Origin of the sequence: Amorphus orientalis (assembly GCF_030814015.1) — a bacterium.
Lineage (GTDB): Bacteria > Pseudomonadota > Alphaproteobacteria > Rhizobiales > Amorphaceae > Amorphus > Amorphus orientalis.
Window position 1 is genome coordinate 1,698,621 of sequence record NZ_JAUSUL010000001.1, and the last position, 20,015, is coordinate 1,718,635.

Annotated in this window: 26 protein-coding genes; 19 read left to right on the forward strand and 7 right to left on the reverse strand. The window is 66.5% G+C overall.

Annotated elements, in window-relative coordinates:
• Nucleotides 1-27 precede the first annotated feature (27 nt).
• The 3 genes from J2S73_RS07725 to blaOXA all read left to right on the forward strand — a co-directional run bounded on the left by J2S73_RS07725 (nt 28) and on the right by blaOXA (nt 3,261).
• The gene (locus tag J2S73_RS07725) at nt 28-1,923 is read left to right on the forward strand and encodes a PhoX family protein (RefSeq protein WP_306884890.1); all 1,896 of its coding nucleotides are present in this window, start codon (nt 28-30) and stop codon (nt 1,921-1,923) included.
• Nucleotides 1,924-2,056: 133 nt separating this feature from the next.
• Entirely contained in the window at nt 2,057-2,278 is a 222-nt protein-coding gene (locus J2S73_RS07730) for a hypothetical protein (RefSeq protein WP_306884891.1), read from the forward strand.
• A gap of 116 nt (nt 2,279-2,394) precedes the next feature.
• Nucleotides 2,395-3,261 carry a class D beta-lactamase gene (gene blaOXA, locus J2S73_RS07735; protein WP_306884893.1) on the forward strand — a complete coding sequence of 289 codons (867 nt, stop codon included), beginning with the start codon at nt 2,395-2,397 and terminating at the stop codon, nt 3,259-3,261.
• Between the two features lie 59 nt (nt 3,262-3,320).
• Here blaOXA and J2S73_RS07740 read toward each other — a convergent pair whose 3' ends face one another.
• Both J2S73_RS07740 and msrB read right to left on the reverse strand, forming a co-directional pair.
• Entirely contained in the window at nt 3,321-5,435 is a 2,115-nt protein-coding gene (locus J2S73_RS07740) for a S9 family peptidase (RefSeq protein WP_306884894.1), read from the reverse strand.
• Complete coding sequence (gene msrB, locus J2S73_RS07745; RefSeq protein WP_306884895.1) at nt 5,428-5,841, reverse strand: peptide-methionine (R)-S-oxide reductase MsrB; 414 nt, start codon at nt 5,839-5,841, stop codon at nt 5,428-5,430. Before msrB ends, J2S73_RS07740 begins: the two co-directional genes overlap by 8 nt.
• A gap of 269 nt (nt 5,842-6,110) precedes the next feature.
• Here msrB and J2S73_RS07750 point away from each other — a divergent pair, with 269 nt between their 5' ends.
• The 8 genes from J2S73_RS07750 (at nt 6,111) to J2S73_RS07785 (ending at nt 12,799) form a co-directional block, all read left to right on the forward strand.
• Entirely contained in the window at nt 6,111-8,501 is a 2,391-nt protein-coding gene (locus tag J2S73_RS07750; RefSeq protein WP_306884896.1) for a putative monovalent cation/H+ antiporter subunit A, read from the forward strand.
• Nucleotides 8,498-8,917 carry an MnhB domain-containing protein gene (locus J2S73_RS07755; protein ID WP_306884897.1) on the forward strand — a complete coding sequence of 140 codons (420 nt, stop codon included), beginning with the start codon at nt 8,498-8,500 and terminating at the stop codon, nt 8,915-8,917. Before J2S73_RS07750 ends, J2S73_RS07755 begins: the two co-directional genes overlap by 4 nt.
• Nucleotides 8,917-9,294: a Na+/H+ antiporter subunit C gene (locus J2S73_RS07760; RefSeq protein WP_306884898.1), complete on the forward strand. Its 378-nt coding sequence runs from the start codon at nt 8,917-8,919 to the stop codon at nt 9,292-9,294. The genes J2S73_RS07755 and J2S73_RS07760 overlap by 1 nt, the downstream gene beginning before the upstream one ends.
• A gap of 40 nt (nt 9,295-9,334) precedes the next feature.
• Nucleotides 9,335-10,864 (forward strand): Na+/H+ antiporter subunit D, encoded by a 1,530-nt coding sequence (locus J2S73_RS07765; protein WP_306884961.1) that lies wholly within the window; start codon nt 9,335-9,337, stop codon nt 10,862-10,864.
• On the forward strand, nt 10,864-11,337 hold the full coding sequence (locus tag J2S73_RS07770) for a Na+/H+ antiporter subunit E (protein ID WP_306884899.1): 474 nt from the start codon (nt 10,864-10,866) through the stop codon (nt 11,335-11,337). The genes J2S73_RS07765 and J2S73_RS07770 overlap by 1 nt, the downstream gene beginning before the upstream one ends.
• Nucleotides 11,334-11,657, forward strand: a complete 324-nt coding sequence (locus J2S73_RS07775) for a cation:proton antiporter (RefSeq protein ID WP_306884900.1) — start codon at nt 11,334-11,336, stop codon at nt 11,655-11,657. Before J2S73_RS07770 ends, J2S73_RS07775 begins: the two co-directional genes overlap by 4 nt.
• Nucleotides 11,657-12,043 (forward strand): monovalent cation/H(+) antiporter subunit G, encoded by a 387-nt coding sequence (gene mnhG / locus J2S73_RS07780; protein WP_306884901.1) that lies wholly within the window; start codon nt 11,657-11,659, stop codon nt 12,041-12,043. Before J2S73_RS07775 ends, mnhG begins: the two co-directional genes overlap by 1 nt.
• Before the next feature lie 318 nt (nt 12,044-12,361).
• Nucleotides 12,362-12,799: a Ros/MucR family transcriptional regulator gene (locus tag J2S73_RS07785; protein ID WP_306884902.1), complete on the forward strand. Its 438-nt coding sequence runs from the start codon at nt 12,362-12,364 to the stop codon at nt 12,797-12,799.
• A 209-nt stretch (nt 12,800-13,008) separates the two neighbouring features.
• On the opposite strand, the gene J2S73_RS07790 is transcribed toward J2S73_RS07785, so the two are convergent.
• Nucleotides 13,009-13,245 carry a hypothetical protein gene (locus J2S73_RS07790; protein ID WP_306884903.1) on the reverse strand — a complete coding sequence of 79 codons (237 nt, stop codon included), beginning with the start codon at nt 13,243-13,245 and terminating at the stop codon, nt 13,009-13,011.
• A 432-nt stretch (nt 13,246-13,677) separates the two neighbouring features.
• On the opposite strand from J2S73_RS07790, the gene J2S73_RS07795 reads away from it, so the two are divergent.
• Nucleotides 13,678-14,097: a helix-turn-helix domain-containing protein gene (locus J2S73_RS07795; RefSeq protein WP_306884904.1), complete on the forward strand. Its 420-nt coding sequence runs from the start codon at nt 13,678-13,680 to the stop codon at nt 14,095-14,097.
• A 41-nt stretch (nt 14,098-14,138) separates the two neighbouring features.
• Nucleotides 14,139-14,633 carry a DUF6456 domain-containing protein gene (locus J2S73_RS07800; protein WP_306884905.1) on the forward strand — a complete coding sequence of 165 codons (495 nt, stop codon included), beginning with the start codon at nt 14,139-14,141 and terminating at the stop codon, nt 14,631-14,633.
• A 15-nt stretch (nt 14,634-14,648) separates the two neighbouring features.
• On the opposite strand, the gene J2S73_RS07805 is transcribed toward J2S73_RS07800, so the two are convergent.
• The gene (locus J2S73_RS07805; RefSeq protein ID WP_306884906.1) at nt 14,649-15,086 is read right to left on the reverse strand and encodes a SufE family protein; all 438 of its coding nucleotides are present in this window, start codon (nt 15,084-15,086) and stop codon (nt 14,649-14,651) included.
• Between the two features lie 76 nt (nt 15,087-15,162).
• Nucleotides 15,163-15,603 (reverse strand): DUF5330 domain-containing protein, encoded by a 441-nt coding sequence (locus tag J2S73_RS07810; protein WP_306884907.1) that lies wholly within the window; start codon nt 15,601-15,603, stop codon nt 15,163-15,165.
• A 281-nt stretch (nt 15,604-15,884) separates the two neighbouring features.
• Here J2S73_RS07810 and J2S73_RS07815 point away from each other — a divergent pair, with 281 nt between their 5' ends.
• A complete protein-coding gene (locus J2S73_RS07815) occupies nt 15,885-16,625 on the forward strand; it encodes a peptidoglycan-binding domain-containing protein (protein ID WP_306884908.1) in 741 nt (246 codons plus the stop codon).
• Between the two features lie 4 nt (nt 16,626-16,629).
• Nucleotides 16,630-16,980 carry a DUF1491 family protein gene (locus J2S73_RS07820; protein WP_306884909.1) on the forward strand — a complete coding sequence of 117 codons (351 nt, stop codon included), beginning with the start codon at nt 16,630-16,632 and terminating at the stop codon, nt 16,978-16,980.
• 37 nt (nt 16,981-17,017) lie between these two features.
• Here J2S73_RS07820 and J2S73_RS07825 read toward each other — a convergent pair whose 3' ends face one another.
• On the reverse strand, nt 17,018-17,809 hold the full coding sequence (locus J2S73_RS07825; protein WP_306884910.1) for an EAL domain-containing protein: 792 nt from the start codon (nt 17,807-17,809) through the stop codon (nt 17,018-17,020).
• Nucleotides 17,810-17,875: 66 nt separating this feature from the next.
• The gene (locus J2S73_RS07830; RefSeq protein WP_306884911.1) at nt 17,876-18,055 is read right to left on the reverse strand and encodes a hypothetical protein; all 180 of its coding nucleotides are present in this window, start codon (nt 18,053-18,055) and stop codon (nt 17,876-17,878) included.
• A 252-nt stretch (nt 18,056-18,307) separates the two neighbouring features.
• Between J2S73_RS07830 and J2S73_RS07835 the strand changes: the two genes are divergently transcribed.
• From J2S73_RS07835 to J2S73_RS07850, 4 genes are all read left to right on the forward strand, one after another.
• Nucleotides 18,308-18,826 (forward strand): YcgN family cysteine cluster protein, encoded by a 519-nt coding sequence (locus tag J2S73_RS07835; RefSeq protein ID WP_306884912.1) that lies wholly within the window; start codon nt 18,308-18,310, stop codon nt 18,824-18,826.
• 87 nt (nt 18,827-18,913) lie between these two features.
• The gene (locus tag J2S73_RS07840; RefSeq protein ID WP_306884913.1) at nt 18,914-19,198 is read left to right on the forward strand and encodes a type II toxin-antitoxin system RelE/ParE family toxin; all 285 of its coding nucleotides are present in this window, start codon (nt 18,914-18,916) and stop codon (nt 19,196-19,198) included.
• Entirely contained in the window at nt 19,170-19,484 is a 315-nt protein-coding gene (locus J2S73_RS07845; RefSeq protein ID WP_306884914.1) for a HigA family addiction module antitoxin, read from the forward strand. Before J2S73_RS07840 ends, J2S73_RS07845 begins: the two co-directional genes overlap by 29 nt.
• A gap of 130 nt (nt 19,485-19,614) precedes the next feature.
• Complete coding sequence (locus tag J2S73_RS07850) at nt 19,615-19,902, forward strand: GIY-YIG nuclease family protein (protein ID WP_306884915.1); 288 nt, start codon at nt 19,615-19,617, stop codon at nt 19,900-19,902.
• Nucleotides 19,903-20,015: the final 113 nt, after the last annotated feature.

The window sequence follows — 20,015 nt, forward strand, 5'->3', positions numbered from 1 at the left end:
CAGTCTGTTCGTCATGGGGAAAAACGCATGTCCGACGAAAAGCCGATTCGAATGTCCGCAGATGAATGGGACGAGGTGAACTTTCCTCGCCCCGAAGAGACCCAGTTCGACGCCGTCGTCGAGCGGGCCCTGTCGCGCCGCGGATTCCTGGGTGGCGTGCTCGCGTTCGGTTCGGGCGCGGCCGTCATGGGCGCGGGCCTGTTCGACGCGATCCCGGCGCTCGCGCAGCAGAGCGAGCGGTTCGCGTTCAAGCCGGTTCCGACCGCGACTGACGGGACCGTTCACGTTCCGGAAGGCTATAGCTGGAAAGTTCTGGCGAGCTGGGGCGATCCGCTCTTCTCCGGCGTGCCGGAGCTCGATCAGGAAACCGCCGGAAGCGCCGACGACGCCGCGAAGGTGTTCGGCGAGAACACCGACGGAATGGAGTTCTTCCTGGTCAACGGGAAGCAGGTGATCGCGGTCAATCACGAGTACACCAACAACGCCGTCAACCTGCCGAACGCCCCGGAAGGCCTGCCGCAGAGCGCCGAGGACGTGCGTAAGCTGCAGAACCTGCAGGGCGTCGCGGTGATGGAAGTCGCCGAAGGGCCGGACGGCTGGGCGATCGTCGTCGACAGCCCGCTCAATCGCCGCATCACCCACAACACGCCGATGAAGATTTCCGGCCCGGCGGCCGGCCACGATCTGATGAAGACCGAGGCCGACCCGACCGGGACCGAAAGCCTCGGCACGTTCAACAACTGCGGGTCGGGCCAGACGCCCTGGGGCACGTACCTGACCTGTGAAGAGAACTTCAACGGCTACTTCGGTGCCACCGAAGAGGTCGACTATCCGGAGCAGATTGCCGAGGGCTACAAGCGCTACGGCCTGTCCAAGGACGGCTGGGACTACGAGTACCACAAGTACGACAGCCGCTTCGACACGTCGAAGAACCCGAACGAGCCGCATCGCGCCGGCTGGGTGGTCGAGATCGATCCGTCCGACCCGGAAAGCACCCCGGTGAAGCGCACCGCGCTCGGCCGGATCAAGCACGAGAACGCCGAAGTGACGCTCGCCCCGGACGGACGCGTGGTCGTCTACATGGGCGACGACGAGCGCGGCGAGTTCCTCTACCGGTTCGTCTCGAACGACGTGTACGTGCCGGGCGGTGACACCTCGACGCTGCTCGAGGACGGTCAGCTTTATGTCGCGAAGTTCAACGATGACATGACCGGCGAATGGGTCGCCCTGACGCCCGACGCGACCGGCATGTCGGCACCGGAAATCGCGATCTTCACCCGGATCGCCGCGTCGAAGGTCGGCGCCACGACGATGGACCGTCCGGAATGGGTTGCGGTCAATCCGGTGTCCGCGGAAGCCTATTGCGCGCTCACCAACAACAAGAACCGTGGCGTGAAGACCAATGCCGGCGGCGACGAGCAGCCGGTCGGCGGCCCGAACCCCCGCGAAGCGAACGAGTACGGTCAGATCGTGCGCTGGCGTCCGGCCTCGGGCAATCACGCGTCCGACAGCTTCGACTGGGATCTCTACGTGATGGCGGGCAACCCCACCGTCCACGACGGCGCCTACGCCGGGTCGGAGAACGTCAACGAAGGCAATCTCTTCAACTCGCCGGACGGCATGGCCGTCGACACGACCGGCGTCGTCTGGATCCAGACCGACGGCGATTATTCCAACGAGGGCGACTTCGCTGGAAACGGCAACAACCAGATGCTCGCCGGCGATCCGGTCACGGGCCGCATCGAGCGCTTCCTCACCGGCCCGAACGGGTCGGAGGTGACCGGGCTGTGCTGGTCGGCCGACCGTCGCACCATGTTCGTCGGTATCCAGCACCCGGATGCGCCGTTCCCGGACGGCGAGGGCAAGCTGCCGCGCTCCTCGATCATCGCGATCAAGCGGGACGACAACGCCTACGTCGGGTGATGCCGACAGGCCTGAGACGTCGGGGGGCGCGCCGGACCGGTGCGCCCCTTGTTTCGCGCGGACGCTTCGAAGGCCGTTCGGTCGTCGCCATACAAGACGATTTTCGGCCAGTGGCTGGCCGTGCTGGCGCTCGGTGCTCTCCCGGTGCGCCGCCTTCTTCATCTGGGACTACGGGCTGAAACGGGGCAACATCCAGGTGCTCGGCGCGTCGGCCTGTCTGGCGCCGCTGCTCTCCGCCATCATCCTGATCGCGTTCGGCTACGGGACGTTCACCTGGCCGGTGGTGGCGGCCTGCGTGCTGATCACGGCCGGAGCGCTCCTCGCCGCCCCGGAGCTGATCCTCCGCCGGCGTTAACCATCCCTTTACCATGATCGGGCCGATCCCCGGGGATCGGCCGGCTCTGCCCTTGCCTCGCCGCCATTCGCCGTCACGTCGGATGCGGCTGGCAACACCGGGAGAGGGCAGGCTCAATGCCGGAAACGAAGCGCACCCTGCGGGCGATACTGACGATCCTTGCATCCGTGGCTATGCTTGCGGGCGCAGCCGCTCCCGCCTGGTCGGCCACCCTGTGCACGCTCGTGGCGGAAGCTGAAAGCGGCCGCACGGTGCTGGAAGAGGGCGATTGCAGTACCCGCGTCACCCCAGCATCGACCTTCAAGCTGCCGCTCGCCGTCATGGGGTTCGATGCGGGTTTCCTGAAGGGGCCGCACGCACCTCTTCTGCCCTACAAGGATGGCTATGTCGCCTGGATCGACGCCTGGAAGCAGCCGGCCGATCCCACCCGCTGGCTGACATATTCCGTCGTCTGGTACTCCCAGCAGATCACCCACGCCCTCGGTGCCGACCGGCTTCGCCGCTACGCCGAAGCGTTCGGCTACGGCAACGCCGATTTCTCCGGAGATCCCGGCCAGGACAACGGCCTCGACCGGGCCTGGATCGCCTCGTCGCTCACGGTTTCGCCGCGCGAGCAGGTCGGCTTCCTTCAGAAGCTCGTCACCGGAACGCTGCCGGTTTCCGGCGAAGCCATGACGATGACGCGGGCGATCGTTGAGATCCGCGACGGCGGCGACGGCTGGACCATCCACGGCAAGACCGGCGGTGCCTTCCCCCGGCTGCCGGGCGGTGGCTTCGATCGCGCGCGGGGCTGGGGCTGGTATGTGGGCTGGGCGGAGAAGGGCGACGACGCCTATGTCTTCGCACGCCTCATCCGGGACGAGGAGCGCCATCCGGTCTCCCCGGGTCTGCGCGCCCGCGACGCCCTGATCGCGGATTGGCCGGAGATGGCAGCCGGCTTCCCGAGCCGATCCGGATCGGGAAAAGGGTCCGGATCCGACTAGGGGACGACCCCTTGTTGACCAGCGCCGCCCGATCCGAAAGGGCCGGGCGGCTGGGCGCTTCAGGCGATCTTTGCAGCCTCGGTTTCCGTGATGGCGAGCGCGAATGCCTGAATCAGGGCCACCTCCTCGAGCCGCTGGAAGCGGCCCGACGCGCCGCCGTGACCGGCGTCCATGTTGGTCTTGAACACGATCAGCGGATCGTTCGTCGCGCTGGCGCGCAGCCGCGCCACCCATTTCGCGGGCTCCCAGTAGGTCACCCGGGGATCGGTCACGCCGGCGAGCACCAGCATCGCCGGATAGGCCTTCTCGGTGACGTTGTCGTAGGGGCTGTAGCGCAGCATACGTTCGAACGCCTCGGGGTCCTCGATCGGATTGCCCCATTCCGGCCATTCCGGCGGCGTGAGCGGCAGGGTCTCGTCGAGCATGGTGTTGAGGACATCGACGAAGGGAACCTCGGCCACCACGCCGCGAAAGCGATCGGGCGCCAGATTGGCGATCGCGCCCATCAGCATGCCGCCGGCCGAGCCGCCCTGGGCGACGATCCTGTCGGGCGCGATCCACCCGTCCGCCACCAGCCCTTCGGCGCACGCGATGAAGTCGGTGAACGTGTTCTCCTTCTTCTCCCTGCGCCCGTCGCGGTACCAGTGGTAGCCCTTGTCGCGGCCGCCGCGGATGTGGGCGATCGCATAGACGAAGCCGCGGTTCACCAGCGACAGCGCGTTGGTGGAGAAGCCGGCCGGGATTGTGATCCCGTAAGAGCCGTAGCCGTAGAGAAGGCACGGGGCGGTTCCGTCGATCTTCGTGTCCCGGTGATAGAGGATGGAGACCGGAACGCTCTCGCCGTCGGGTGCGGTGAAATGGAGCCGGCGCGTCACGTAGTGGTCCGGATCGTGGCCGGAGGGGACTTCCTGCTCTTTGCGCAGGGTCCGCTGGCGGGACACCATGTCGTAGTCGTAGACCCGCGCCGGCGTCGTCATCGACGAGTAGGTGAAGCGCAGCGTCGTGGTGTCGAACTCGTAGCCGCCCGCCAGGCCGAGGCTGTAGGCCTCCTCGTCGAAGGCGATCGCATGTTCTTCGCCGGTCTCCAGATCGCGGACGACGATCCGCGGAAGGCCGTCCTCCCGTTCCAACCGGACCAGATGGCCGGAAAAAACGGTCATGGAGAGGATCAGCCGGCCCGGAACGTGCGGGACCAGTTCCCGCCAGGTCTCCCGGCCGGGATTGTCCAGCGGGGCGGTGACGATCTTGAAATCCTCGGCACCGTCGGCGTTGGTCAGCACGTAGAGGCGATCGCCCCGGTCGTCGACGTCGTATTCCTGCTCCACAACGCGCGGGGCGACCAAATGGCTCGGACCGTCGGGTACGGCCGCATCGATCAGGTGGACCTCGGAGGTCTCGTGATCGTGGGTGTCGATCACGATGAAACGATCGGACAGGCTGCGCCCGACCCCGACGAAGAAACCGGGATCGGCTTCCTCGTAGACCAGAACATCGGTCTCAGAAGGCGTGCCGAGCGTATGGCGGTAGACCCGGGCCGGGCGGTGGTTGTCGTCGAGCTGGACGTAGAACAGGGTCCTGCCGTCGGCCGCCCAGACCACGCTTCCGGCGGTGTGCTCGATCCGCTCGTCGAGATCCGTTCCGCTGTCCAGGTCGCGAATCCTGATCGTGAACATCTCGCCGCCGGTCTCGTCGGCCGCCCAGGCGAGCCACCGGTGATCGGTCGAATGGTCCATGCCCCCGAGCCGGAAATAGCTCTTGTCGCGGGCCTCCGCGTTGGCATCGAGAAGCACGGTTTCCTCACCGCCGGCGCGCGGAGTGCGGACGATCAGGGGATGCTCGGCGCCCTCCAGATAGCGAACGGCGTAGGCGTAGGGACCGTCCGGGGTCGGCACGGTCGAATCGTCTTCCTTGATCCGGCCTTTCAGTTCGGCGAACAGCGTCTGGCGGAGCTCGTCGGTCGGAGCCATGCGGCGCTCCGCATAGGCGTTTTCCGCTTCGAGATAGCCGCGGATCTCCGGCGAGAGCACGCTCGGATCCCGCATCACCTCCCGCCAGTTGTCGGCCCTCAGCCACGCATAGGGATCGACCAGCGCGTGGCCCTGGACGGTGCGCTCGACGGGGGAGGTGCGCGCGATCGGGGCTTCGTCCCCGGTGACGGTGGCCGCCTCACTCATCGGCGGCGGGCTCGAAATCGAGGGCGACGCCGTTCATGCAATAGCGCTCGCCGGTCGGCTCGGGGCCGTCCGGAAAGACGTGGCCCAGATGGGCGTCGCAGGTGGCGCAGAGGACTTCGACCCGCACCATTCCGTAGGACCGATCCTCGATCCGCTTGACAGCGTCCTCCGAGATCGGCTCGTAGAAGCTCGGCCAGCCGCTGCCGGATTCGTACTTGGTCTTGGTGCGGAACAGCGGTGCGTGACAGCACACACAGTGAAACACGCCGGGGCGCTTCTCCTCGAGATGCGGACCCGTGAAGGCGCGCTCGGTCCCGTGCTGGCGGGTGACCGCATACTGCTCGGGGGTCAGTTCGGCGCGCCACTCGGCGTCGGATTTCTGCACTTTCACCGGTGTGTCGGTCATCACTCGTTCCTTTCCGCGCCGGATCTCTCCCGCACGTCTTCCTGTCCGTGGGGCCGTACTTAGGATGCCGGACGGCTCTGCTCAAGGAAGCCGCCTTTCAGAGGGATGAGACGCGTCACTCCAAATTTTCGACATGCTGTCGCTTGCTCCCCGCCGACCCGAACGATATGTCAAAAAGCAAGGGACGGCGATCTCAGCCGTCAGTCCGACGTTCGGGTCCCAAATTCTCTCCGGCCTGTTTGACCGGATAATCCAGGAGGCGCCTGCGCATGACGCCGAGTGCGATCGACGCAACGCTGCTCATAGCGCTCGCGCCGTTCGCCGCCGCTGCTCTCGGCCCGTGGCTGACGAGTATCGCCGGGCACCGTGCGGGTTGGATTCTGGCGATCGTACCGGCGCTGCTGTTCGCGCATTTCGCCTCGATGATCCCCGATATCGCCCACGGCGCCGTGCTGATGGCCGGCTACGACTGGGCGCCGAGCCTGGGCATTCGCTACTCGATGCGGATCGACGGGCTGTCGCTGGTGTTCGCGCTCCTGATCACCGGCATCGGCACGTTCATCGTGATCTATTCCGGCGGCTACCTGAAGGGCCATGCCCAGCAGGGGCGGTTCTTTTCCTTCATCCTCCTGTTCATGGGCGCGATGCTCGGCCTGGTCCTGGCCGACGATCTGCTCGCCCTGTTCGTCTTCTGGGAACTGACGTCGATCACGTCGTTCCTGCTGATCGGCTTCGATCACACGCGCTCGGCCGCGCGCCGTGCGGCGCTGCAGGCCCTTGTGATCACCGGCGGCGGCGGCCTGGCGCTGCTGGCGGGCTTCCTGGTCCTGATGGTCGCGACGGGCGCCACCAGCATGTCGGACGTGCTGGCCGGCGGCGACATGGTGCGCGAGAGCGGCGTCTACCTGCCGATCCTGCTTCTGGTCCTCGGCGGGGCGTTCGCCAAGTCGGCCCAGGTGCCGCTGCACTCCTGGTTGCCCAACGCCATGGAGGCGCCGACGCCCGTCTCCGCCTACCTGCATTCCGCGACAATGGTGAAGGCCGGCGTCTATCTCCTGATGCGGATGAACCCGGCGCTCGGCGACACCGCGCTGTGGACGACGATCCTGCCGATCTTCGGCGGCGCGACGTTCCTGACGGGCATGGTGCTGGCCGTCCGCAACACCGACCTGAAGCAGATCCTCGCCTACACCACCGTCGCGTCGCTCGGGCTTCTGGTGCTGCTGACCGGGATCGGCACCGAGGCGGCGATTGCCGGTGCGGTCGCCTATCTGATCGCCCACGCGCTGTTCAAGGGCGCGCTGTTCATGGTCGCCGGCACCATCGACCACGAGACCGGCACCCGGGAGATCGGGCAGCTCGGCGGGCTCGCGGGCAAGATGCCGATCACCTTCCTGGCCGCCCTCGTGGCCTGCGTGTCGATGGCCGGCCTGCCGCCGATGATCGGCTTCGTGGCCAAGGAAGTGCTCTATGACGGAGTGTGGCTGGCCTCGGGCGTGTCGCTCGCCCTCGTGGTGGCGGTGATCGGCAACGCGCTCATGTTCGCCGTGGCCGTGATACTGGTCATCAAGCCGTTCTTCGGGCCGCGCCCGGAGATGCCGAAGTCGCCCCACGAAGGGCCGATCTCGCTCTGGGCCGGACCGGTGGTGCTGGGGCTTCTGTCCTTGAGCGGCGGACTGGCCATCGCGCTGGTGGGGGAGACGTTCGTCGCGCCGATGACGAGCGCGGTCGCCGGCACGGCCGTCGAGCTCCACCTGCATCTCATCCCGAGCGGACTGAAGCCGCCGGTGGTGCTGACCCTGATCACCATCGCCCTCGGTCTCGTCGCGGTCCTGCTGTTCAACGCCCTGCGGGCCGGGATCGTCTCGGTGCTCGAGGGGATCGGCTGGGGTCCCGACCGGGGCTTCGACCAGCTCCTGCGCAGCCTCGTCTTCCTGGCGAGCGGCCTGAGTGACATTCTCCAGCCCGGCCGCATGAAGGGCTATGTCACCATCACCTTCGTCGTGATCGCCGCGTCGCTGCTGGTGCCGATGTGGGTGTTCGGCGAGTTCCCGCGCTTGCACTTCCTGGTGCCGGACGCGCCGTTCTACTTCTGGGCGGTTCTCGCGATCGCCGCGGTCAGCCTCTGGGCGGTCCTCGTTGCCGTCACCCGTCTCATCGCCATCGTGACGCTCGGCATCCAGGGCACCATGGTCGCGATCATCTTCATGCTCTACGGCGCACCGGATCTCTCGTTCACCCAGTTCATGGTGGAGATCCTCTCGGTGATCATCCTCGCCCTGGTGATGACGCGCTTCAATCTGAGTCCCACCGATGCCCGGCCCTTCGGCACCCGGCTGCGCGATGGGGCACTCGCAATCGCCTGCGGCGGCGCATTCGCGCTGATCCTGATCTCGGTCGTCGAACAGCCGTTCGATCCGCGCGTGTCGGAATTCTTCGCCGACTATTCGCGGGTCATCGCCCATGGCCGCAACATCGTGAACGTCATCATCGTCGACTTCCGGGCACTGGACACCCTCGGCGAGATTGCCGTCGTGATGACCGCCGGCCTGGCGATCCTTGCGGTCATCCGGCTCAAGAGCCGGGAGAACCGGGGCGAACTCACCCGGCCGAACCTGCAGGACGGCGAAACCCTGAAGGAGGCGGCGCTGGATCAATGAGCACGATCATCTTCAGAACGATCGCGCCCTATATCGCCGCGCTGGCCGCGCTGTTTTCGGTCTTCGTCCTTCTGCGCGGCCACAACGAGCCCGGCGGCGGCTTCATCGGCGGTCTCATCGCCGCGTCCGCCATCGCCACCTACGGCATCGCCTGGGGCGTCGCCCCGGTGCGGCGCGCCATGGTCGTGCATCCGATCGCGCTGGCCGGTTTCGGGGTGTTCCTCGCGGCCGTCTCGGGCTTCCTGTCGCTGTTTGCGGGCATGGGGTTCCTGAGCGGCCTGTGGGTCACGATTCATGTTCTCGGCGTCGATCTCGCGCTCTCCTCGGTGCTCCTGTTCGATATCGGGGTCTATTTCACCGTGGTGGGCGCGATCTCGACCATCGGACTGACCCTCGAAGAGCCGGAGCAGGACTGATGGAAACCGTTCTGGCGCTCCTGGTCGGCGTGTTCTTCATGTCCGCGATCTACCTGATCCTGTCGCGGCGGACGGTGCGGATCCTGATCGGCGTCGTCATCCTGGGCAACGCGGTCAACCTGCTGATCTTCACGGCGGGGCGGCTTACGGTGGCGGTTCCGCCGGTCATTCCGACGGACCTGCCGACGGTGGCCGGAACGGTCGCCAATCCGCTGCCCCAGGCGCTGATCCTCACTGCGATCGTGATTTCCTTCTCGCTGTTCGCGTTCCTCCTGATCCTGAGCTATCGCGCGTTCCAGGAACTGGGGACGGACGACGTCGACGAAATGCGCGACGCCGAGCCGGCCGAACGGCGCCTGCCGCCGATGGAGTACTGACGTGGCGGGTCCGTCCTATTCCGTAGACAAGGCCCAGGCGATGATCGTCGAACCGCTGGCCGCGGTCGACTGGCTCGTCATCGCCCCGGTCGCGCTTCCCCTGGCCGGCGGCGCCCTGTGCCTCGTGCTGCGCTCGCGCGGGGCGCTTCAGGCGAAGCTGACCATCCTGATCATGGGGCTGCTGGTCCTCCTGAACGCCGGCCTGTTCGGCAAGGTGGCAACCGACGGTCCGATGATCATGGCGATGGGCAACTGGCTGCCCCCGTTCGCCATCGTCTTCGCCGTCGACATTCTCGGTGCGCTGCTGGCGCTGACCACGGCGGTCGTCGGCCTCGTCGGCGCAATCTACGCCTCGGCCGACATCGACATCGGCCGACGACGGTTCGGCTTCTACACCTTCTATCTGCTCCTGATCACCGGTGTGTCGGGCGCCTTTCTGACCGGCGACATCTTCAACCTCTATGTCTGGTTCGAGGTTCTGCTGATCGCGTCGTTCGGGCTGCTCATCCTCGGCGGCGAGCGGGCCCAGCTGGACGGAGCGGTGAAGTACGGCGTGCTCAACCTGCTCGCCACGACCTTCTTCCTGATCGCGGTCGGTCTGCTCTACGGCCTGGTCGGCACGCTGAACATGGCCGACATCGCGCTGTCGCTTCAGACCCTCAGCCCGGAAGCCCCGATTGCCGCGATCACGGTGCTGTTCTTCGTCGCCTTCGCGATGAAGGCCGCGGCCTTCCCGCTGAACTTCTGGCTGCCCGCGGCCTATCACACACCCCGGATCGTGGTGGCGGCGGTGTTCGCCGGACTGCTCACCAAGGTCGGCGTCTACGCGCTGCTGCGCGTCTTCGTCATGCTGCTTCCCGCAAGCCACGTGGATCTCAGCACCGTGATCCTGTGGGTGGGCGTACTCACCATGTTCGTCGGGGCGTTCGGCGCGCTCGCTCAGACGGAGGTCCGCCGGCTGCTGGGCTTCGTCGTCATCGGCGGCATCGGCAACATGCTGGTCGGCATCGCGATCGGCTCGGAAGGCGCTCTGGCCGGCACCGTGTTCTATGCGGTGCATTCGATCCTCGTCATGACGGCACTCTACTTCGCGGCCGGCGGGATGGAGCGGATCGCCGGCTCGTCCTCGCTGCATTCCGCCAGCGGTCTCTACCGGGCCGACCCGATGTTCGCGGCCCTGTTCCTGGTGCTGGCATTCGCCGTATCGGGGCTGCCGCCGTTCTCCGGCTTCTGGCCCAAGGTCATGCTGGTGCGCGCCAGCGTGGCGGCGGACGTGGGATGGGCGGCCGGAGCGATCCTGTTCACCGGCCTTCTGACAACGATCGCGATGGCGCGCATCTGGCTTCTGGCCTTCTGGCGCGAAGCCACCCAGGAGGCGCCGATCCGCGTGGCGAACGTGGACGGCGACAACCGGTCGGCGTGGCTCGGCCCGATCGCGATCCTCGCGGCGATCATCTTCGTGCTCGGTGTGCTTCCTGAGGGTATCATGTCGGCGTCGCTGGCCGGGGCCGAGGCCCTGCTGGATCCGGCGAGCTATGTCGAGACGGTGCTGGGAGAGGGAGGCCGCTGATGCCGGTGTTGCTCGCCAACGTGCTGCTTGCGGTGGCCTGGGGCGCCGTCACCGGCAGCTTCGAGGCGCTCAACCTGCTGTTCGGCTTCGTGCTGGCGGCCATGGCGCTCTGGCTGATCCGCGAGCAGATCGGCACGCGCGGCTCCCTTGGGCGGACCTGGCGGGGGCTGTCGCTCGCCGGCCTGTTTCTCTGGGAACTGGTCATGTCGTCGGTGCGCGTGGCGATCATCGTCCTGTCGCCACGGCGCGACCTGCGGCCGGCGATCATCGCCTATCCGCTGACCGTCGACCGGGATTTCGAGATCACGCTACTTGCCAACCTCATCACCCTGACGCCCGGCACGCTTTCGATCGACGTGTCGGAAGACCGCGAGACGCTGTTCATTCATTGCATCGACGTGCCCGATCCCGATGCGGCGATCACCGACATCAAGAACGGCTTCGAGCGGAAGATCATGGAGACGTTCCGATGAGCGCCGTCAGCGACTTCCAGCAGATCTGCGTCTATGTCGCGTTCGCGCTTCTGTCGCTGTCGTTCGCGGTCATCGTCTACCGGATCGTCACCGGTCCGACCTTGCCGGACCGGATCCTGGCGCTCGACATGATGATCGCGGTGGCGATCGGCTTCATCGCGACCTTCGGGGTGCACAGCGGCTTTTATCTCTATGTGGACATCGCGATCGCCCTGGGGCTGATCGGCTTCCTGTCGACCGTTGCCTTCGCCCGGTTCGTGCTCGCGCGCGGCTCGACCGAAGACGTCCCCGAGGCGCTGGAAGAGGAGAGCAACTCCTGATGGCCGCGGGGATCATCGACGTCATCGTCGGCATCATGCTTCTGATCGGGGCGTTCTTCGCGCTCGTCGCGGCCATTGGCCTCGTGCGCCTTGACGACGTCTACATGCGCATGCATGCGGCGAGCAAAGCCGGCACGCTCGGCTCCGGGGTGCTGCTCCTGGCGTTGGCGGTCGATTCGCAGCAACTCGACGTGGTCACCCGGGCGATCGCGGGCGTCGTCTTCTTTCTGCTGACCGCCCCCCTGTCCGCGCATCTGCTTGCACGGGCTGCCTATCTCGTCGGCTATCGTCCCTGTAAAGCGACGTATCGCGATGCCTTGTCGGATACCGAGATCCAGCCGGGCGGCGTCGGGGACGTCGATCAGACCGTAGATAGCGCTCGCTGATTGCGCCGGCCGGCCTAAGTACACTTTCCCAGTCCTGTTGCCTGTTCTCGCTTGTAAGTGCGGTTAGCTGCTGCTAGGTACGCGCTATTCACCCCTTAGACTTCCGGGATTTGAAGTTTTTTTTCAGAGCTGCGGGTGGCCAGCACTTGTGTTTTGAGAAGTGGCACTTATACATTGATGTATCCGTGCACAGTGCCGATTCTCCTTGATGAATCGAGGCTACAAAAGTTGCGGTCGCCTCTGCCGCGGCCCGAATTCTGACAAAAATTTGTCGAAGCCCGGTATCGAGAGGCGAGCCTTTTGAAAAGCGAGTATGAGATGAGCGAAATCACGCAGGATGCGGATTTTATCGACCTTACGGCCGATATCGTTTCCGCTTACGTCAGCAACAATACCGTCGCAGCCCAGGATCTTCCGGGTCTGATCCACGAAGTCTACGGCGCGCTGCGCAAGACCAGCGACGAAGCGTTGGAGCCGGAGCCGGAGCCGCTGAAGCCGGCCGTTCCGATCAAGAAGTCCGTGACGCCGGACTACATCATCTGTCTGGAAGACGGGAAGAAGTTCAAGTCGCTCAAGCGGCACCTTCGGACCCACTACAATCTTTCGCCGGAAGAGTACCGCGAGAAGTGGGGCCTGCCGGTTGACTATCCGATGGTCGCGCCGAACTATGCCGCTGCCCGGTCCGAGCTTGCCAAGCGCATGGGTCTCGGCCAGCAGCGCAGTGCCGCGAAGCCGACCAAGGGTCGCAAGTCCTGATCATCTGGTGCGGTCGCTGCAGGCGACGGCATGAGATCGAACGATCGAAAATGCCCGCAGCCGCGCTGCGGGCATTTTCTGTTTCGGGTGCGCTTTTCCATCAGCTTCCGGACGATCACGGCTCTCCTTGTCCGTCGCGCATCGCCTGCCGCGACTGTCCAGGCTGACCGAACAGAGCTTGCTCAAAGGGTGGAAGCCAGAGCCGCCTCTCATCGCCCAGGTGGATCCTTCGAAGCGGGGAGGCTCCAGGGGGCTGCTCCGAAGTGCCGGCTCGCCTGCTTGAGGGCGAGGTGACGGTTGAGGTCGTAGCTCCAGTGGCCGGCACGGCCGAGCCGCCGTTCCGCGCGCAGCGCCCTGGCCAGCCGGGCGCGAACCTCCCGGTGGACGGCCGGTGTGGGCATCCGCAGTTCCTCCTCGCTCACCGGGATGAGGCTCGCAAGCCGCATCCATTGCAGGTCCGTGGGCGACTCGCTCGGAGCCGGGTGTCCCGGGAGGAGAGGCCTTCCGTAACGTCTGACGTCTTCGTGCATGTCTCGATCTCGCCGGCTGAGTGATCGGCCGAGTATCGGCTCGCCTCACTGGGCGGGGATGAGCGCGGGCACGAAATGCTCCGCCGCGTACGGTCCGCAGGGAGACTGTCCCGGTGGACGCGCAAGGGGGTCGGATCAACCGACGCGATACCCAAGCCATTGATGTCGAAACAATTTCGGATTGCGGGGATGACCTGTTCCAACGGCAGGATCTTTCCGGTCTTGTCGGAGCGCGATGCGCGATCCGCGCGAAACTTATCCCCGGCCGCGCGGCCTGATCGTAAATGGGTATCGGAAAAAATTCCTATTCCGACTACCGTGAAGCGTTTGCGATGGAGGTGCGTAGCGATGTGGGGACCGTCGGATCCGGTTGTCTGGCAAGGGGAGCGAGCGGGGCAGACTATCGGCGAACCGGAGCGCGAAGCGGCGCGACGGGTGATCGAGGCGACCGTTGCGGCCGCCTTCGGCTTGCCGCTGCAGGAGCTCTCGGCGCCGACCCGGCGCCGGGCCAATGTCGCGTTCGCGCGGCAGGTGGGAATGTATGTCGCCCATGTCGCCCTCGGCCTCTCCCTGACCGAAACGGGCCAGGTGTTCGGCCGCGACCGGACCACGGCGTCCCACGCCTGCCGGGTGGTCGAGGATCGCCGCGACGACGGCGATGTCGACCGGATGCTGGACGCGATCGAGGCGGTGGTCCTGGCCTGGAAAGCGTCGCTGGAGGGAAGCCGCAGGACGGTGGAGGTTCACCACCCGGGACGGACGTCATGAAGGGCCAGCTTCGGTCACCGGCCCACCCCGATCGGCCGGGAATGAACGATGCCGAAAGCCCGCTTGCCTGGCTGGCGAGACGGCGGGACAAGGCGGGAAATCCGCTGGTCAGCGAGGCTCAGTTCGCGGCGGGCGAACGGCTGCGGCGGGATTTCACCCGGGGGCAGCTCATGCCGAAGATGGGGATCGACTGGTCGCTCGGGACTCCGGCCGGCGGACGGGGTGGACGGGCAGGCGGCATCCAGGAGCTGACCGATTCGGCGCTGGGCGCGCGACAGCGCGTGAACGAGGCGCTCTCCGCGGTCGGGCCCGACCTTTCCGGGCTGCTCGTCGACGTATGCTGCTTCCTGAAGGGGCTGGAAGACGTCGAGCGGGAGCGGGGGTGGCCGGCGCGCTCGGGAAAGGTGGTGCTGTTGATCGCCCTGTCCCGGCTGGCCGGTCACTACGGCTACCGCGAAGCGGCCACCGGCCCCGATCGGTCGCGGGGCATCTCCCACTGGGGGGCGGACGACTACCGGCCGGTGATCGGCGACTGACCGGCCAGGCCGGCCTCAGGCCGCGGCGAGGGCGGCGTCCGCGTCGCGGCGGATGCGCTGGACCATGGCCGACAGGCCGTTGGAGCGCTGCGGCGTCAGATGCTCGCGCAGGCCGAGCGTGGCGAGGGTCGCCTCGGCATCGGTCTCCAGAATGGTGCGCGCGCTGCCGCCGGAATAAAGCGCAAGCAGGATGGCGACGAGCCCGCGCACGATGAGCGCGTCGCTGTCGCCCTTCAGATAGAGGTGCGGACCGTCGGCTTCGTCGGCGAAGGTCGTCTCGAGCCAGACCTGGGAGACGCATCCGCGAACCTTGTTGGCGTCGGTCCGGGCGGCTTCGGGAAACTCCGGCAGGTTCTTGCCGAGCTCGATCACGTAGCGGTAGCGCTCTTCCCAGTCGTCGATCAGCTCGAAGGCCTCGATGATCTCTGCAATGTCCGGGGTCGCTTCGGTCATACTCTCTCCATACGCCATCCCGCTCCAATATAGGGGCTGAGGCGGGTTGGCAAAACGGAGACGGGTGACCGGGTCGTCAGACCGGCGGTAGCTTGCCGTCGGTTCCCTGCCATTCCGGCGACCGGTCGGCGGGCGTGAGCGTGCCGGTCTGGGCCGGGGCGGGTGCGCCCGCGGTCTCCGAGGGGGCCTTGCCGGTTCCGGAGGGGGCCGGCTCGTCGTCGGTCAGGGCCTCGTCGAGGATGAAGACCAGAGTTTCGGCGCCATCGCGCAGCCGGGCGCCGACGGCGGTGAGGACCGACTTGCCGGCGTCGCAGGCGTCCGGCCGGCGCTCGCAGAAGCCCGACACGTCGCTGACGGCGCCCTGAAGGGCGGTCACCGCCTGGCGGGAGGAGACGTCGCTTTCCGGTGCAGGCGCTGTCGTCGCGACGTCGGTCTCTTCCGGCTTGGAGTGTGCGAACGGAAGGACGATCAGCACAATGGTGAACCAGAAGGCCGCGCGGATGAGGAAACCGATCATAAGGTCTTGCCCGAACGTGATCCGTCTGTTGATGCGGGATGCCGGTCGCATCCCACCTGTGGTCATCCGGACTTTGACAGCCGCGGCTGAAGGTTCGGTTGTTGCGATTGATCGGATTCGATCGATTTCCGGCGCCGGCCGGGTCGGCAATGCGGCGGCGGTTCAACGTTCCTTAAGGCGCGGCTGGCAACACTCGCCCGCAAGCGAGATCCAGGGGCGGGGCCGGTTTCGCGCGGCGCCGCCTTGCTGGACAACCGAAACGCGATGAAGCCATGGGTGCGATGACGCGACGTCAAAGCCGCAGGGAACCGGAACCGTATGACCTGGACGAGGAGGGGCACGACGCGGCTCCGCTCCGCGCACGGCTGTTCGCCGCGCTGCGCCGGCGCCCGGTGCTTCTGGCGCTGGCCGGGCTGTTCGTGTTCGCGGCGGTCTCGGTGAACGCGCTCTATCTCCAGGACGGACCGCACCCGGCTCCGCTGTTCGGCAGGCCCACCCAGGTTGCGTCGCTCGGCGGTCTGCCGTCGCCCGTGCCCGGTTCCTTCCCGCCCGAGAGCGAGGCGGAGGAGACGGACGCCGGCCCCGTAACCCCGCCCGACAATCTGGTTGCCGACATCCAGATCGCGCTCAAGGAGCGCGGGCTCTATCGCGACACCGTCGACGGCATGAACGGTCCGGCGACCGCGGCCGCGATTTCCGCCTACGAGCGGCGCATGGGGCTGGAGGTGACCGGCGCGCCCTCGGTGGCGCTGCTGGCGAGCCTGTCGACCCCGGCCGGCAGCCAGGCGTCGAAACCGGACCCGGACACGAGCCCTCCGCCGTCCCGGACGACGGTCACCCGGCTGCAGGAGGCGCTGGTCGCGGAAGGCTACGGACCGATCACCGTGGACGGCATCTACGGGTCGGAGACGGCGGGCGCGATCCGGCGCTACGAGCTCGACCACGGGCTTTCCGTGACGGGCTCGGTGTCGGACCCGCTGCTTGCCCGGCTCGGCGTCGTGGCGGCGGCACCCGAAGGCTGAGGACATGCGGCTGACATCGTCGGTCTGGGTTTCGGCCTATCTCCGCAGATGCCAGACGGAGGGCGTCTTCGGCGCGGTCGTGCGCAAGGGCGCCGCCGAGGCAGGTGCCATCTTCGTCAAGATCAACCGGCTCGACGGCAGCGCCGATCTCTTCGCCCCGGCGCCCCAGGCGCTTGAGGGCGAGGGCCTGCTTGCCTGGGGCAGCCGGCGGTTCGAGCCGCTGATGACGGCCGAGCCGGAAGCCGACGTAGACGCCCGGCTCGCCCGCGAGCGCGATTTCGATCCGGACCTGTGGGTCGTTGAAATCGAGGACCGGGCCGCCCGGACCTTTCTCGACGAAGGTCCTGAGGGCTGAACGCGTCGGTCGTGCAGGGGCCAGGTCCCGGCGGCGCTCAGCCGACGGACGGCTCCACCAGCGCTTCGAAGGCGGGATGGGCGATGTGGAAGCCCTGGACCAGGTCGACCCCGAGATCGACCAGGACGGCCAACTCGTCTGCCGTTTCCACGCCCTCGCACACCGGCTGGATCCCGAGGTCGTCCAGCAGGCGCAGCATGTGCTTCACCACCGAACGACGCACCGGGTCGGCATCGATGCCTCGGATCAGCTCCATGTCGAGCTTGACGATGTCCGGCTGGAACTGGACCAGACGCGAAAGGCCGGCCTGACCGGCGCCGAAATCGTCAATTGCCGTTCGGAACCCGAACGACTTGTAGGTTTCCAGGATGCTCAGGACGTGCGGGACGTCGAGATCCTCGTTCTCGGTGAACTCGAAGATGATCCGGTCGAGGGGAAAGCCGCAGCGGTCGGCGGCCGACAGGGTGCGGCGGATGCAGGCGGTCGGCTCGTAGACGGCATTGGGCGTGAAGTTGATCGACAGCCCCGCTCCGGACGCCACCAGACCGAGGGCCGTCGCCATCTCGATCGCCTTCACCCGGGACTGCTGGTCGAAGGCGTAGCGCGTCTCGTCGGTGAGCTGGCCGAGAATCGACCAGGCCCCTTCGCCTCCTGTGCCACGTACCAGGGCCTCATGGGCGAAGACCGAGCCGGTCCGTAGATCGAGGATGGGCTGGAACGCCATGGAGAAGGGCTGTGTGAAGCCAGCGCCGTCGCGGCAGCCAAGGCAGGTCATGTTCACTCGGTGCGAGGTCCAATCCGGGAGCGTCGACGTTACGGGCGCAGTCATCGCGTGTCTATCCGAACCGCGCAGACGGGCATCGGTTCCAGGCAAAGCGGGGCCCGGCGGTGGCTGTCAGCCGATTTCCGCGGCCGGCTCGATCTCGCCGAGGGCGGACAGGCTCGCCTGGAAGACCATGTAGAGCAGGTCGTCGTCGAACGGCTGGGCCAGCTCCTCCTCATAGGCGGCGATCGCCTTGGGGATGGTGAGGCTGACGCGGTTCAGGCGTGCGGGAATCTCTTCGGAAAAATTCATGGCCGCCTCCGCGTGCGGTGTGGGTCGCGTGGATCGCCCTTCGGTTGTGGCTCGGGGTGTCTCGGCGAAAGATTATCGGATCGTCAGCTTGCGCGAAGCTGGAGATAGCCGTGATTCGCGACGCTGGTGTGAGGAGTATGTGTCCATGACGTGGTTCAAACCCCTTCGAAGTCGGGGGCGGCATGGCTATGTGTGGGGGAGCGGATCCGGTCGACGGGTCCCGTCCCGATCCATTCGAGCGAGCCCCCGGCCATGCGCGACCGACGCGAGCCCCCGACCCTTGCCGATCTTGCCGCCGGCGACCGCCCGGCGGAGCCGGCCGACGCGCGTCCGTTCTGGGAGGTGAAGCGCCTCGAGGAAATGACGGCGGCGGAATGGGAATCGCTGTGCGACGGCTGCGCGCGCTGCTGCCTCAACAAGCTGGAGGACTGGGACACCGGCGAGATCCACTGGACCAACGTCGCCTGCCGGCTGCTCGACGACGGCACCTGCCGCTGCCGGGACTACGAGAACCGCACCGTTGAGGTGCCCGACTGCATTCCGCTGGACCCGAAGGCGATCGAGGAGCTGAGCTGGCTGCCGCCCACCTGCGGCTACCGGCTGGTGGGCGAGGGCAGGACGCTGCGCTGGTGGCATCCGCTGGTCTCCGGCGATCCGGAGACGGTGCATCAGGCCGGCATCTCCGTGCGCGGCATGACGATCTCCGAGGAGGGGCTGCAGCTGGAGGACTACGAGCACCACCTGGTCGACTGGCCCGGCGAGGAGGAGTAGCCCCTGCCGTCCCGCATGCTTCCCGTACCTCGGTGTGCGTCATATATAACGTATTGCGTTATATAACGCGGTGCGTTATATCATCTCATGATCCGGAGCTTTGCCGACCCCGAAGCTGAACTGATCTGGTCCGGACGGCGGAGCCGGAGGTTGCCCGCCGATATTCAGGCCGTGGGGCTCCGCAAGCTCCGCATGATGAACCAGGCCCGTGTTCTGGAGGATCTGCGTGTACCCCCCGGCAATCGGCTCGAGGCCCTCAAGGGGGATCGCAAAGGACAGCACAGCATCCGGATCAACGGGCAGTGGCGGATCTGTTTCAGGTGGACGGACGGAGGACCGAGCAATGTCGAAATCGTCGACTATCACGGCTGAACTGCTGCCGAATCCGCATCCGGGCGCGATCCTGCTGGACGAGTTTCTGGAGCCGATGGGCCTCAGCCAGAATGCGCTCGCCCGGGCGGTTCACGTGCCGCCCCGTCGCATCAACGAGATCGTGCTCGGCAAGCGGGCGATTTCCGCCGACACCGATCTCCGTCTGGCGCGCTATTTCGGGGTGTCCGAAGGCTTCTTCCTCGGCCTGCAGACGGATTTCGACCTGATGGAACGGCGCCGGGAGATGGAGGGGGAATTGGACCGGATCGAGCCGCGGGCGAGTTGAGCAGATTGGGCTTGGGGCCGCCAAGCGGTGTTCAGACCTCCGCTCATCCCCGCGAAAGCGGGGATCCAGGGCGACCAGCCGCAGGAATTCAAGATAGGCTGACGGAGCCCTCTCCGGTAGCGGACATCCGATGGCCTTCTTTGTCTACATCGTTGCCAGCGCCCCGAACGGGACCCTCTACACCGGCATGACGGACGATCTGGCAAGGCGCGTCCACGAGCATCGCGAGAAGCTCCGACAGGGCTTCGCGAGCCAGTATCGGGTGTCGGCTCTCGTCTGGTACGAGGTGCACGAGACCCGGGAGGTGGCGTTCCAGCGCGAGCGGCAGATCAAGAAATGGCGGCGGCGCTGGAAGCTCGAACTGATCGAGACGGGCAATCCGACCTGGCGTGATCTTTACGCAACCCTCCAGCTCTGACCCCTTTCGCCCTGGATCCCCTGAACTCACGAACGAAGTGCAACAACCTGCTAAGGTGTTGCCGCTATGGGAACCCAATACCGACACCTCGATCTTGAAGAGAGGTGTGCGAT

Coding starts and splice junctions, on each gene's coding strand:
- J2S73_RS07830 (WP_306884911.1), bottom strand. CDS start 18,055: ATGAATTTTTCCGAAGAGATTCCCGCACGCCTGAACCGCGTCAGCCTC.
- mnhG (WP_306884901.1), top strand. CDS start 11,657: ATGGCCGCGGGGATCATCGACGTCATCGTCGGCATCATGCTTCTGATC.
- blaOXA (WP_306884893.1), top strand. CDS start 2,395: ATGCCGGAAACGAAGCGCACCCTGCGGGCGATACTGACGATCCTTGCA.
- J2S73_RS07760 (WP_306884898.1), top strand. CDS start 8,917: ATGGAAACCGTTCTGGCGCTCCTGGTCGGCGTGTTCTTCATGTCCGCG.
- J2S73_RS07850 (WP_306884915.1), top strand. CDS start 19,615: ATGGCCTTCTTTGTCTACATCGTTGCCAGCGCCCCGAACGGGACCCTC.
- msrB (WP_306884895.1), bottom strand. CDS start 5,841: ATGACCGACACACCGGTGAAAGTGCAGAAATCCGACGCCGAGTGGCGC.
- J2S73_RS07845 (WP_306884914.1), top strand. CDS start 19,170: ATGTCGAAATCGTCGACTATCACGGCTGAACTGCTGCCGAATCCGCAT.
- J2S73_RS07765 (WP_306884961.1), top strand. CDS start 9,335: ATGATCGTCGAACCGCTGGCCGCGGTCGACTGGCTCGTCATCGCCCCG.
- J2S73_RS07755 (WP_306884897.1), top strand. CDS start 8,498: ATGAGCACGATCATCTTCAGAACGATCGCGCCCTATATCGCCGCGCTG.
- J2S73_RS07810 (WP_306884907.1), bottom strand. CDS start 15,603: ATGATCGGTTTCCTCATCCGCGCGGCCTTCTGGTTCACCATTGTGCTG.
- J2S73_RS07775 (WP_306884900.1), top strand. CDS start 11,334: ATGAGCGCCGTCAGCGACTTCCAGCAGATCTGCGTCTATGTCGCGTTC.
- J2S73_RS07795 (WP_306884904.1), top strand. CDS start 13,678: ATGTGGGGACCGTCGGATCCGGTTGTCTGGCAAGGGGAGCGAGCGGGG.
- J2S73_RS07835 (WP_306884912.1), top strand. CDS start 18,308: ATGCGCGACCGACGCGAGCCCCCGACCCTTGCCGATCTTGCCGCCGGC.
- J2S73_RS07805 (WP_306884906.1), bottom strand. CDS start 15,086: ATGACCGAAGCGACCCCGGACATTGCAGAGATCATCGAGGCCTTCGAG.
- J2S73_RS07840 (WP_306884913.1), top strand. CDS start 18,914: ATGATCCGGAGCTTTGCCGACCCCGAAGCTGAACTGATCTGGTCCGGA.
- J2S73_RS07740 (WP_306884894.1), bottom strand. CDS start 5,435: ATGAGTGAGGCGGCCACCGTCACCGGGGACGAAGCCCCGATCGCGCGC.
- J2S73_RS07770 (WP_306884899.1), top strand. CDS start 10,864: ATGCCGGTGTTGCTCGCCAACGTGCTGCTTGCGGTGGCCTGGGGCGCC.
- J2S73_RS07785 (WP_306884902.1), top strand. CDS start 12,362: ATGAGCGAAATCACGCAGGATGCGGATTTTATCGACCTTACGGCCGAT.
- J2S73_RS07815 (WP_306884908.1), top strand. CDS start 15,885: ATGACGCGACGTCAAAGCCGCAGGGAACCGGAACCGTATGACCTGGAC.
- J2S73_RS07820 (WP_306884909.1), top strand. CDS start 16,630: ATGCGGCTGACATCGTCGGTCTGGGTTTCGGCCTATCTCCGCAGATGC.
- J2S73_RS07800 (WP_306884905.1), top strand. CDS start 14,139: ATGAACGATGCCGAAAGCCCGCTTGCCTGGCTGGCGAGACGGCGGGAC.
- J2S73_RS07825 (WP_306884910.1), bottom strand. CDS start 17,809: ATGACTGCGCCCGTAACGTCGACGCTCCCGGATTGGACCTCGCACCGA.
- J2S73_RS07750 (WP_306884896.1), top strand. CDS start 6,111: ATGACGCCGAGTGCGATCGACGCAACGCTGCTCATAGCGCTCGCGCCG.
- J2S73_RS07725 (WP_306884890.1), top strand. CDS start 28: ATGTCCGACGAAAAGCCGATTCGAATGTCCGCAGATGAATGGGACGAG.
- J2S73_RS07790 (WP_306884903.1), bottom strand. CDS start 13,245: ATGCGGCTTGCGAGCCTCATCCCGGTGAGCGAGGAGGAACTGCGGATG.